Here is a 10942-nt window from a genome sequence, read left to right as displayed (position 1 = left end):
TGCAATGGCGAACCTTACTGACCTCACCGTCACCGTGATCGGCGCCGGCAACATGGGCGGCGCGGTCGCGCGTGCCATCCGCAAGGCCGGCGTCGGCGCCGACAGACTCGTTCTTCTCAACTCGGGTGCGACGTCCACGCGAGAGGCCGCTCGGGAGATCGGTGCCACGAGTGCGTTTGAACGCTTCGGGTCCGACGACACCCTCGCAGCCGCCGCCCGCGAATCCGACGTGATCGTGCTCGGCTTTAAGCCGTACCACCTCGACGACATGGCCCCCGCGATTGCCCCGCACGTGCGGAAGGACACGCTCATTGTGTCGCTTCTCGCCGGAGCGAGTCTCGCAACGCTCGGCGATGCTTTCGACGGGCACACGGCGCTCGTGCGGGCGATGCCGAACACGCCCATCGCGGTCGGTCGCGGCGTCGTGGGCCTCATGCCGGGCGACCGCGCGAGCGAGGCTGAGCGTGCGCTTGCGCACGCCCTCTTCGCGCGGTCCGCGACCGTCGTCGACATTCCCGAACACCAGGTTCACGGCGTGATCGGCGCCGCCGGGAGCGCAAGCGCGTACTTCTTCCTCATCGTCGAGGCGATGATCGACGAAGCCGTCGCCCAAGGCTTCACGAGGGCCGTTGCCACGGATCTCGTGGTGGGCACCATGCTTGGAAGCGCAACCCTCCTGCACGAGACCGGTGAAACGCCCACGAGTGCGCGCTACGCCGTGACCTCGCCGGGCGGTGCGACCGCGCAGGCCATCGCCGCACTTGAAGAAGGCGGGATCCGTGCGCTCATGGCACGCGGCATGAGAGCGGCCGCACAGGCGTCGCGGAAAATGGAAGAGCGCTAGGGGCGAGGCAAGCGTCGGAACCCTTTACCCGGAAACCCGCGCTACGGGCGGTTAGAGAAACGCTCGATCAGCTCGGTGTGGCCGGAAACGATGAGCGTGTCGTGCGAGGAGACGACCGTTTCGGGCTCAGCGTAGGTGAAGTCGCGGCCCGGAGACTTCACGCCAACGACCGTGACACCGTACTTCGTGCGAATGTCTGATTCGCCAAGGGAAAAGCCCTGGATTTCGCGCGGTGGATGCATCTTCACGATTGCCCACCCGTCGTCGAACTCGATGTAGTCGAGGAGGCGACCGTTGACGAGGTGCGCGACCCGCTGACCCGCGTCTTTCTCGGGGAACACGACGTGGTGCGCGCCGATGCGCTCGAGAATCTTGCCGTGGGCAACCGAGATGGCCTTCGCCCAAATGACGGGGCCCGCGAGGTCCACGAGATTCGCGGTGATGAGCACGCTCGCTTCAATCGACGTGCCGACGCCAACGACGGCGACGTCAAAGCTGGACGCGCCAACCTGGTTGAGCGCTTCAATATTGGTGGCATCTGCCTCGACCACGTGGGTCAGCTTGCCCGAGTAATCCTGGACGAGATCAGCGCGTTTATCGATCGCGAGCACGTTCGTGCCGAGCGATTCAAGGTTGAGGGCCATCGACGCCCCGAAACGACCGAGGCCGACGATCAGGACGCTGCGGCCGAAGGAGCGGGAGTTTGCCATGTGTTCCAGCCTACCGGACTCAGCCGACGACGGGCCGTTCTTCGGGCAGGTGGATGACCCGTCGGCGGCTGCGCAGCGCGAGCGCCGCACCAAGGGTCATTGGACCGATACGCCCCACGTACATGCACACGATGATGACGTACTTCGCGGCAAGGCTGAGGTCGCTCGTGATCCCCGTCGAGAGCCCAACCGTGCCGTACGCGCTCAGGACCTCGAACAGGACGCGATCGAGCGGGTAATCCGTCAGGCGCAGCATCGTCCACGTTGCGATCGCAACGAACAGCACGCTGATCACGAGAACGGCAATCGCCTGGCGAATCGTGTCGTACGGGATGCTTCGACCGAAAATCTCAATGTCACGGTCGCCCCTTGCTTCCGCGATGATCGAGAGCACGAGCAGGGCGAACGTGGTGACCTTGATGCCACCACCCGTCGACCCTGAGCCGCCGCCGATGAACATGAGCAGATCCATGATGAGCCACGTGTCGGTGTTCATCGCGCCGATATCGAGAGTGGAGAAGCCGCCGGAGCGGGTCATGACGCTCGCGAATGCTGACGACAGCAGCTTCGTGTCGAAGCCGTGGCCACCAAGGGTGGCGGGGTTGTCCCACTCGGAAAGCAGAACTCCGACGGTGCCCGCGACCAGCAGGATGCTCGAGGTCCAAATCGTCAGCTTCGCGTGAAGACTCCAGCGCTCGGGCGTGCGCCAGTTTTGCACGAGCACGAGGATGACCGGGAAGCCGAGCGCGCCCACGAACACGGACGTGGCGATCGGGATCGAAAACCACGGATCCGCCATGTAGCGCGAAATGCCGCCAACCTCCGGGATGAACCCCGCGTTATTGAATGCCGAGATCGCGTAGAAAATCGAATTGAAGAGGGCGTACTTGAGGCTCGTTTCGTGGCGCAAGAGGAAGGGGACGAGGGCGATGAACGTCGCGATCTCGAACCCCGTTGAGGTGATAACGATCGTGCGCAAAACCCCGCCGACCTCGCTGAGCTTAGCGGCCTTGGTTTCGCGGGCCGTCACGATTCGCTGAGCCAAGCCCATATGCCGCATCACGCTCAGGCCAAGGAGCGAAGCGAGAGTCAAAACACCGAGACCGCCCACTTTGATCGCGGCCATGAGCACGACGAGCCCGAACGTTGACCAGTGGGTTTGCGTGGGTACGGTGACGAGGCCGGTGACGCACATGGCGCTCACGGCGGTGAAGAGGGCGTCAGCAAAGCGGGTGCGCTGACCGGACACGCTTGAAATGGGCAGTTCCAGGATGATCGTGAACAGCAGGATCATTGCCGTGAACACGAACAGTGCGAGGCGCGCGGGGGAGGTGCGGGCCGCTTCGCGCACGAGGCGCGAAATAAAAGACGTGATCGCGTTGAGGCGGCGCCGTGGTTTTAGGCGGGGGATGACGGGTGCTCCCACGGAGCCTCCTTTCGGCGCGAAAAGTGGGGCCGCGTTTACTCTATTCCCTTTCAGGGCGCGGGGCATGTTTGCGGGGGACCGGTGGGCCGCTCGGGTCCGACGGTTGTCGCGTTCCACTGCAGGCCCAGTTCGGTAGGCTTATGCCATGGATGCACGTGCCGATTCCCCCCTTCTGTCGCCGCTCGCGCGACGCGCGCGCGAGGCGAGTCTCCCTTTTGACATCGCCGGCGCGGCTGAGGCGCGCGAAAAGGCAGGGCATATTGCGCAGCAGATTGAGGACCACCTCGCACCGAGGCTCGCCTCTCTCGAGGCGCCGCTTCTCGCGGTGGTGGGCGGCTCGACCGGCTCCGGTAAGTCGACGCTCGTCAATGCCCTCGTGGGGGAGAACATTTCGCGCGCGGGGGCTTTGCGGCCGACGACGCGCCAACCGGTTCTCGTGCACAGCCCCTCTGATGCGCAGTGGTTCGAAGGGGACCGAATCCTGCCCTCGCTTCCTCGCGTGCACATGAGTGCGTCAAGCCCCGAAGCGCGCGAACGCGGAGCTGGATTCGGCACGGCCCTTCACCTGGTCGAAAGCGAGCGCGTGCCCCAGGGAATCGCACTTTTGGACGCGCCCGATATCGATTCGGTCAGCCGCGAAAACCGCGAGCTCGCCGGCCAGCTACTTCGTGCGGCAGACCTCTGGATTTTCGTGACAACCGCGCATCGGTACGCGGATGCGGTGCCGTGGCTCGCCCTTGCGCAAGCCGCGGAGCGCGAGGTGACCGTGGTCGTCATCATGAATCGCATCCCGCACAAGGACGGGGTTGCCGAAGATTTGACGTCGCACCTGGGGGCGATGCTCGCGGAGCGCGGCGTTATGACGGAGCGACTGCTTGCGATCCACGAGCAGGAGCTCGGCGAGGGGGAGATCCTCGAAACAGATGAGGTGCGCGAGCTTTCGGCGTGGCTGGGGGCGCTCGCCCGCGATAAGGAGGCGCGCAGCGCGATCGCGCGGCGCACCCTGCGCGGGGCGCTCGTGGCAACAGCGCAATCGCTCGACGAACTCGGCGAAGCGGTCGCCGCGCAGGAAGACGAACGGGATCGGCTTGCGGCGCTCGCGCGCGCCGAATTCGATGCGGCGAAGGATTCGATCGCGAACCTTACTCGCGACGGTGCGCTGCTGCGCGGCGAAGTTCTCGCGCGCTGGCAGGACGTCGTTGGTACTGGTGAATTTTTCAAGGGCGTACAGGGGTGGGTGTCGCGCACGCGCGACCGCATCACCGCTGCTCTTACGGGACGTACGCGCCCGGTGGTCGCAGCCGAGAACGCGATTGAGACGGGCCTCGTGACCGTCGTCATCGACCAGGTTGCCAACGCTCGCTCGCGTACCGTGCGCGCGTGGAACTCGCATGCGGCAGGCGCGTCCCTGTTGCAGTCGAGCCCCGGCCTTGCCGTCACGCTTATGCAGGTGCCCGAAGGCTTCCGCCGCACTGTTGAGGATCAGGTACGGGCGTGGCAAAAGGACGTCCTTGACCTCGTCGAATCAGAGGGTTCAGACCGCCGCACGCAGGCACGAGTGCTGTCCCTCGGCGTGAACGTCGTGGGCATCGCGCTCATGGTCGTGGTGTTCGCCTCCACCGCCTTCATGCCGACTGGCCTCGAGGTAGGCGCGGGAACGGCGACGGCGCTCGTGGGGCAGAAACTTCTCGAATCGATCTTTGGCGATGAGGCCGTGAGGCGGCTCGCGAAGAAAGCGCGCGGAATGCTCGATTCGCGCATCGGCAACGTCGTGGACACACAAGCAACAGCCTTCGCCACGGCACTCGCTGCGCACCCCATCGCGACGGCATCGAGCACGATTCACAGCGATGCCGAGACCGTGCGTCAACTCATCGAGAACCTGGGTGGCCCCTCCGCTGCTCCCCGAAGGGGTGGGCAATAGTGAGCACTCGATCCGTCACGAAGACCCGCGGCCGACTCGACACTGCCGTGGAGGCCCTGAGCGGCGCGGTTGTGGAGGCGGAGCCGCTCCTCGACGATGCGACGCTCGAGGGCGCGCGTGCCGCGTGTGAGCGGCTCACGGAGCGTCTCGAGCATTCGAGCGAGCACACCGTGATCGGGCTCTTCGGGGCAACGGGATCGGGGAAATCCTCGCTCGTGAATGCGATCGTCGGTGAGGACATCGCGCGTGTTGCGCACAGGCGCCCCACGACCTCGAAAGCTCTCGCGATCCTCCCCGAGTCTGCGGATGAACACGTGGACGGCTCAGCGGCCTCGCTCCTTGACTGGCTCGAGATTCGCGAGCGGCACACGGTGGGCCGCGGATCCCTCCCGCAGGGAGCCATCCTCGTGGACCTCCCCGACTTCGATTCTGTCGAGAGCGCTAACCGCGAGATTGCCGAGCGTCTCGCCGGCACCGTCGATGTGCTCGTCTGGGTCACGGATCCCGAAAAGTATGCGGACGCCGTGCTGCACACCGAGTTCATTAGCCGCTTCGCGCGCCACGATGCGGTCACGATCGTCGTCGTGAACCAGGCCGATCGCCTGACGAAGGCCGACGGTGCGGCGGTGCGCTCCTCGATGAAGGCACTGCTTGCCGAGGACGGTCTCGCGAAAACAGAGGTATGCCTCGTGAGTGCCGTCGATGGCACCGGACTCCCTCACTTGCGAGCTCAGATCGCCACCGTTGTCGAGTCGAAGCGCGCTGTTCTCGAGCGTCTGCTCGCGGACGCTCGCGCCGAGGGGGAGGCCATCGCGCGTGCGACCGGGGCGATCGTTTCGCGTAAGTCCGCCGAAATTCCTCAGCTCGCGCGAGAAGTACCAACCGTCGAGCTCGACCGACTCGAAGATGCCTGCGCCACCGCGGCCCAGGTGGACAAAATCTCTGAAGCAGTTGCGCAAAGCTACCGCACGCGCGCGGGTCGCCATACCGGCTGGCCGGCGCTGCGGTGGATTGGCGCGTTTAAGATTGACCCGCTCGAGCGCATGCGCGTCGGGCGGGGAAGTAACAAGCACCGCAAGGGAGATTCGGACGACGAATTCGTCGCACGATCCTCACTTTCGATCGATGCCCCCGGCGCACGTGCTCGGATGAATCGTGCGGTCGACGAGTTCGCGCTGTCCCTTGCCGGTCAGGCACCGAATCCGTGGCCGGGTCGTCTCGCGGACGCTCTCGAAGAGGAGAAAGACGCACTTCCCGACGAGGTCGACTATGCCCTCACCCATACGGACTTTCGCGGCGCTGAAAAGTCGTGGACGTGGCTCCCGCTCAACATCGTGCAGTGGCTCTCATTCCTGATGGCAATAGCGGGCCTCGTGTGGCTTCTCGCCCTTGCTGGCTTCGACTTCCTTCAGGTGCCGAAACCGCCCATGCCCATGCTTGAGGGGCTGTGGGTTCCCGTGCCCGTACCGACGGCGATGATTATTGCGGGGCTTGGGCTCGGAATCGTGTTGGGTGCCTTTGCCGCGGTGCTCAATTCCTTCGTTGCGGCTTCTCGGAAGCGGCGGGCTCGCCGCGCGTTGCGGTCCTCGCTTCGTGACGCAGCGGAGCGCACAGTCGTTGCGCGTGCCCAGGGAGAGCTTGATCGGGCGGCGCGCCTTGAGGCTGCCCTTTCCACGCTCGTGGCGTCGGCGTGAAACGTGCGCGTGAAGCCCCTCACGCTTCGCCGATGACCTTTGAGCGCATTGGGCTGCAGCGCTAAAATAGTTCATTGTCTGTGTTTGTGGCCGCTGCCCCGCGAGAGGGTGGCCGCCCCGGCTGCGCTCGGCGCGTGCCGGCCACTGACACCTGGGCGGTGCCGCCGCCACCACGTACTGTAAGAAAAGAGGCAATCATGGGTTCCGTGATCAAGAAGCGTCGCAAGCGCATGTCGAAGAAGAAGCACCGCAAGCTTCTCCGCAAGACCCGCCACCAGCGCCGCAACAAGAAGTAAGGCGCAGCGGGCCAAAGCCCGCTTGTGCAGAAGGCCGCCGCCACTCCATCCGGAGGGCGGCGGCCTTCTTTGTGATTCATTCCAGGCTATAGCCCCCGGTTTCAATCTCGGCCCCTGGTTTCTGTTCTCGCTCCCGGATTCTAAGTGGCGAAAAATCGCCTCCTGGCGCGCCAAAACGCAACTCTCACGCCGTTTTTCACCACTTTCGAAAAGGCAGGCGGAGAGGGGAAAGGGAGGGGGCGGAGAGGAGAAGGGGGATGGATAGGGGGGATGGTGAGGCACACAAAGCACTAGGGCCCCTCCTCATGAGGAGGGGCCCTAGTGCCTGAACCGGGAGTTACTGGGCGGTGTTGCCGCACCCAGCCCTACGCTAGCCGCGGCGGAAAATGCGCGCTGCCGCACCAAAGAGCGGATTCGGGCGCCTCAGGCCGCGTACGAGGGCAGCCTTGAGCTCCTCTTCGTTCACCCGATAGACGGCGACAACGTCGCCGTCGACGGCGACAACGGGAATCTCAATCGACCAACGCCGTGCGAGCTCATCATTGGCTTCAATGTTGACGCGCTCGACCTCTTCACCCGTGAGCGCGGCGACGCGAGAAACTACCTCGGCTGCCTCCTCGCACAGGTGACAGCCGGGCCTTTCGAGCAGCACAATGCGCGCGCCGCTCGAGGAGACGAGGCCCGGCTCGGCGGATCCTTCGGGGGGTGTCATGCTGCCGCGGGCGCCGTGAACTCGACGTCGATCGTGATCGTGACCGTGTCGCCCACGAGAACGCCGCCGGCTTCGAGGGCCGCATTCCACGTGAGTCCAAATTCCTTGCGGGAGATCTTGGTCGTCGCCGAGAAGCCCGCGCGGTAGCTGCCGAAGGGGTCGGTTGCGGCGCCTTCGTAGTCGACGTCGAGTTCGACTTCCTTGGTGACGTCTTTGATCGAGAGATCACCCTTGAGGGTCGTGCCGTCGAAGGCCGTCGAGGTGAACGCCATGGCGGTGAATTGCTCGGCGTCGAAGAAGTCGGCGCTCTTGAGGTGGTTGTCGCGATCCTCGTTCCCGGTCGTGAGGGACGCAATCTGGATCTCGGCATTGACGCGAGAGTCCTCGAGCTTTTCGCCGATGATCATGCGGCCGGAGACGTCGGTGAACTGCCCGCGAGTCTTCGAAATGCCGGCGTGACGAACGGTAAAGGCGACGGTGGTGTGCGAGGCATCGAGGGTCCAGGTTCCCTGCGTGAGGCCTTCGGGAAGTGCGGTCATGGGGTTCTCCTTTTCTGCCGTGGATTGGGGCGGGCGTGTTCCACAACCCCAGAAGTTGAAAACTAAACTAAAACCTGATGTGTGGTGTTGTCAACCCTCGCGACCTGCCCTCGCTGCCGCTCAGGAGGTGAGGTGGGGGACACCCTTTCGTGCACCCGGGTCCCCATACGCGCATAATAGGAGGCGTTTTCATGCACTATCCGAGAGTTTGAGCGAAAGGGGCCGCAGGTGGCGAACGAGGACGTCGGGCAGGAGGTCCCGTGGCTCGACCTCGATGAACAGGAGGCATGGCGTACCTACCTCTTCACGACCACGCGCCTCAAAGATCGCCTCTCGCAGACCCTCGAGCAGGATCCGCGAATCGACCTTTCGCTTCCCGAGTACGAGATTCTCGTGCGGCTGAGCGAGAGTGAAAGCGATTGCGTGCGCATGTCGGATCTCGCCCAGCGGGTCGTCCACTCGCGCTCTCGGCTCACGCACACGGTGGCGCGCATGGAAAAGCGCGGTTTGGTGGCGCGGGAGCGTTCGGCGTCCGACGGTCGCGGGCGCGTCGCCGTGTTGACGGCCGCGGGTCGCGAACTGCTCGAGCAAGCGGCGCCGGTACATGTGAGAAGCGTGCGGGAATTTCTTCTGGAGCCGCTGGGTCGGGAGGATTTTCTCGAGCTAGCCCGCATCCTCGATAAGCTCGTGAGTGATGAGGACCGCGAGTGCATTGAGTTTTCCACCGGTGGGCGGGACTAACCGCTAGGCTGGACGGCCAAGGCTTTGTGGCTGCTTCGTGGCCACTCTTTCTAACTTCGAGAGGGCATATGACTGAGACGATCGTTCACCTGGTTCGGCACGGTGAAGTGCACAACCCGGGAAAGATCCTCTACGGGCGCCTGCCCGGCTATCGCCTTTCGGAGCGCGGTGAACAGATGGCCCGCCTTACGGGTGCGGCTCTTGCGGAGCGTGACATCGCGAAGGTGGTGGCCTCTCCACTTTTGCGCGCGCAGCAAACGGCAAAGCCGATCGCTGAACCGCACGGGCTTGAGATTGAGACTGACGAACGCCTCACGGAGGCCCTCAATCATTTTGAGGGCCACAGGATCGGCCACGGCGAAGCGAGCTTCACCAATCCGAACAACTGGAAATACTTCGTGAATCCGTTTCGTCCGAGTTGGGGCGAGCGCTACCGCGACCAGGTGGATCGCGTCATGGCGGCGGTGCGCGATGCTCGACACGCCGCCGAGGGGCACGAGGCAGTGCTCGTGCTCCACCAGCTGCCAATTTGGCTCACGCGCCGCGCCGCCGAGCACAAGCCGATGCTGCACGACCCGCGCAAGCGTGAATGCGGCCTCGCATCCGTGACCTCCCTCGTGTTCAACGGGGAGCACCTTAATCACGTCGAGTATGCCGAGCCTGCCGCCGCGCTCTACGAGGGCGCGGTCGATGCCACGGGAGGGAAGCTCACATGAGGAACGTATCTTTCACGCGTCGTGCGGCGCTGGCTCTGCCCTTGGGGATTGTGGGCCTTGCGGGTTGCGCGAGCACGGATACCTCCGCGCGCTACGACACCGGCTACGTTGAAGGCTCGGGCGTGAGCACCGAAATCGCGGTCGACAAGCGGGGTGATGCCTACGACTTCTCGGGCGAGACATTTAGCGGCGAGACCTTCACGCTGAGTGAGAAGCGCGGCGCCCCGGTCGTGCTCAACGTGTGGTACGCCTCGTGTGCACCATGCCGCAAGGAGGCTCCCGACCTCGTCAAACTCCACGACACCTACGCGAGCAGAGGCGTGACGTTCGTCGGCGTGAACGTGCGAGACGAAGCCGGCCCCGCCCAGGCGTTTGAGCAAAAGTTTTCGATTCCCTACCCGTCGATCCCCGACCGGGACGGCACCATCATGTACGCGCTTCGCGGGCAGATCTCCCCGAACGCCGTGCCCTCAACCCTCGTGTTTGACGCGAAGGGGAGGGTTGCCGCGCGTATCTCCGGCCTCGCCGACCCCTCAATCCTTGGCGCGATGATCGATCGGGTCCTCTCCGAATGACCGAAATCCAGCACGTGTTTGCGAGCACTGTTCTCGACGGTTCGCTTCTTCTCGCCGCTGCCGTGAGTGCGCTCGCGGGGATCGTGGCATTCCTGTCGCCGTGCGTATTCCCGGTCGTCCCCGGCTACCTCGCCTATGTCTCCGGCCTGGCCGGCCAGAGGGAAGAGACGAATAATCGCACCGGGCGCCTCGCCCTGGGAGCTTTTCTGTTTGTGCTGGGCTTTACCGCGATCTTCATGGTCATGGGCGGTTTCGTTGGGGCCATTGGGTACAGCCTCAGCGCACACACCACGTGGATCAACCGCATTGCAGGCGTCCTCGTGATTCTTATGGGGCTCCTGTTCATCGGCCTCTTTCCGCGTCTGAGCGGGGAGGTACGCGTGAAGAAACAGCCCGATGCTGGCCTGTGGGGCGCCCCGCTCATGGGCATCATCTTCGGTTTCGGTTGGACGCCGTGCATCGGCCCCACGTTCGCGGCCGTGAGCACCCTCGCCCTCGACGGCGGGAGCGCGAGTCGCGGCGCGCTCCTCGCGCTCGCCTATTCGCTCGGTCTCGGGCTCCCATTTCTCGCGTTCGCTCTTCTCTTTGACCGCGCACTGACGTGGTCGGCGTGGCTCAAGAATCATCGTCGGTCCGTCACCGTGGTCGGCGGTGCGCTGCTCATCGTGATCGGCACGCTGCTTCTCACGGGGCAGTGGAGCGCCTGGATGGCGCAGCTTGCCACGTGGACCGGCTCGTTTACGACCGTCATATGACCGGCCCGAA

General features: G+C 64.5%; 12 protein-coding genes. 8 read left to right on the top strand and 4 right to left on the bottom strand.

Features of this window, described 5'->3' with window-relative positions:
• Positions 1-4 precede the first annotated feature (4 nt).
• A complete protein-coding gene (proC, locus tag HMPREF3157_RS03075; RefSeq protein ID WP_168161674.1) occupies positions 5-844 on the top strand; it encodes a pyrroline-5-carboxylate reductase in 840 nt (279 codons plus the stop codon).
• 41 nt (positions 845-885) lie between these two features.
• Here proC and HMPREF3157_RS03070 read toward each other — a convergent pair whose 3' ends face one another.
• Positions 886-1554, bottom strand: coding sequence for a potassium channel family protein (locus tag HMPREF3157_RS03070; RefSeq protein WP_016663961.1), 669 nt, complete (start codon positions 1552-1554; stop codon positions 886-888).
• A gap of 19 nt (positions 1555-1573) precedes the next feature.
• Positions 1574-2980: a TrkH family potassium uptake protein gene (locus HMPREF3157_RS03065; protein ID WP_141740597.1), complete on the bottom strand. Its 1407-nt coding sequence runs from the start codon at positions 2978-2980 to the stop codon at positions 1574-1576.
• 145 nt (positions 2981-3125) lie between these two features.
• On the opposite strand from HMPREF3157_RS03065, the gene HMPREF3157_RS03060 reads away from it, so the two are divergent.
• The 3 genes from HMPREF3157_RS03060 to HMPREF3157_RS10195 all read left to right on the top strand — a co-directional run bounded on the left by HMPREF3157_RS03060 (position 3126) and on the right by HMPREF3157_RS10195 (position 6894).
• Positions 3126-4904 (top strand): dynamin family protein, encoded by a 1779-nt coding sequence (locus HMPREF3157_RS03060; protein ID WP_070435476.1) that lies wholly within the window; start codon positions 3126-3128, stop codon positions 4902-4904.
• Positions 4904-6598 (top strand): GTPase family protein, encoded by a 1695-nt coding sequence (locus HMPREF3157_RS03055; RefSeq protein ID WP_070435475.1) that lies wholly within the window; start codon positions 4904-4906, stop codon positions 6596-6598. Before HMPREF3157_RS03060 ends, HMPREF3157_RS03055 begins: the two co-directional genes overlap by 1 nt.
• A gap of 197 nt (positions 6599-6795) precedes the next feature.
• On the top strand, positions 6796-6894 hold the full coding sequence (locus HMPREF3157_RS10195; protein ID WP_005504750.1) for a 30S ribosomal protein bS22: 99 nt from the start codon (positions 6796-6798) through the stop codon (positions 6892-6894).
• A gap of 370 nt (positions 6895-7264) precedes the next feature.
• On the opposite strand, the gene HMPREF3157_RS03050 is transcribed toward HMPREF3157_RS10195, so the two are convergent.
• On the bottom strand, positions 7265-7606 hold the full coding sequence (locus HMPREF3157_RS03050) for a glutaredoxin family protein (RefSeq protein WP_016663965.1): 342 nt from the start codon (positions 7604-7606) through the stop codon (positions 7265-7267).
• Complete coding sequence (locus HMPREF3157_RS03045; RefSeq protein WP_034372106.1) at positions 7603-8145, bottom strand: YceI family protein; 543 nt, start codon at positions 8143-8145, stop codon at positions 7603-7605. The genes HMPREF3157_RS03050 and HMPREF3157_RS03045 overlap by 4 nt, the downstream gene beginning before the upstream one ends.
• A gap of 228 nt (positions 8146-8373) precedes the next feature.
• Between HMPREF3157_RS03045 and HMPREF3157_RS03040 the strand changes: the two genes are divergently transcribed.
• The 4 genes from HMPREF3157_RS03040 to HMPREF3157_RS03025 all read left to right on the top strand — a co-directional run bounded on the left by HMPREF3157_RS03040 (position 8374) and on the right by HMPREF3157_RS03025 (position 10932).
• Entirely contained in the window at positions 8374-8886 is a 513-nt protein-coding gene (locus HMPREF3157_RS03040) for a MarR family winged helix-turn-helix transcriptional regulator (protein ID WP_034372109.1), read from the top strand.
• Positions 8887-8954: 68 nt separating this feature from the next.
• Positions 8955-9602 carry a histidine phosphatase family protein gene (locus HMPREF3157_RS03035; RefSeq protein WP_070435474.1) on the top strand — a complete coding sequence of 216 codons (648 nt, stop codon included), beginning with the start codon at positions 8955-8957 and terminating at the stop codon, positions 9600-9602.
• A complete protein-coding gene (locus HMPREF3157_RS03030; RefSeq protein ID WP_070435473.1) occupies positions 9599-10177 on the top strand; it encodes a TlpA family protein disulfide reductase in 579 nt (192 codons plus the stop codon). Before HMPREF3157_RS03035 ends, HMPREF3157_RS03030 begins: the two co-directional genes overlap by 4 nt.
• A gap of 5 nt (positions 10178-10182) precedes the next feature.
• Positions 10183-10932, top strand: a complete 750-nt coding sequence (locus HMPREF3157_RS03025; RefSeq protein ID WP_168161682.1) for a cytochrome c biogenesis CcdA family protein — start codon at positions 10183-10185, stop codon at positions 10930-10932.
• The last annotated feature ends 10 nt before the right edge of the window (positions 10933-10942 follow it).

Origin of the sequence: Dermabacter sp. HMSC06F07, assembly GCF_001807345.1 — a bacterium.
Classification (GTDB): Bacteria; Actinomycetota; Actinomycetes; order Actinomycetales; family Dermabacteraceae; genus Dermabacter; species Dermabacter hominis.
This window is presented reverse-complemented; position numbering and strand designations above follow the sequence as displayed.

What these genes read in the sequence shown, in the direction of transcription:
- proC (WP_168161674.1), top strand. Translation starts at nt 5, where the DNA reads ATGGCGAACCTTACTGACCTCACCGTCACCGTGATCGGCGCCGGCAAC.
- HMPREF3157_RS03070 (WP_016663961.1), bottom strand. Translation starts at nt 1,554, where the DNA reads ATGGCAAACTCCCGCTCCTTCGGCCGCAGCGTCCTGATCGTCGGCCTC.
- HMPREF3157_RS03060 (WP_070435476.1), top strand. Translation starts at nt 3,126, where the DNA reads ATGGATGCACGTGCCGATTCCCCCCTTCTGTCGCCGCTCGCGCGACGC.
- HMPREF3157_RS10195 (WP_005504750.1), top strand. Translation starts at nt 6,796, where the DNA reads ATGGGTTCCGTGATCAAGAAGCGTCGCAAGCGCATGTCGAAGAAGAAG.
- HMPREF3157_RS03050 (WP_016663965.1), bottom strand. Translation starts at nt 7,606, where the DNA reads ATGACACCCCCCGAAGGATCCGCCGAGCCGGGCCTCGTCTCCTCGAGC.
- HMPREF3157_RS03045 (WP_034372106.1), bottom strand. Translation starts at nt 8,145, where the DNA reads ATGACCGCACTTCCCGAAGGCCTCACGCAGGGAACCTGGACCCTCGAT.
- HMPREF3157_RS03035 (WP_070435474.1), top strand. Translation starts at nt 8,955, where the DNA reads ATGACTGAGACGATCGTTCACCTGGTTCGGCACGGTGAAGTGCACAAC.
- HMPREF3157_RS03030 (WP_070435473.1), top strand. Translation starts at nt 9,599, where the DNA reads ATGAGGAACGTATCTTTCACGCGTCGTGCGGCGCTGGCTCTGCCCTTG.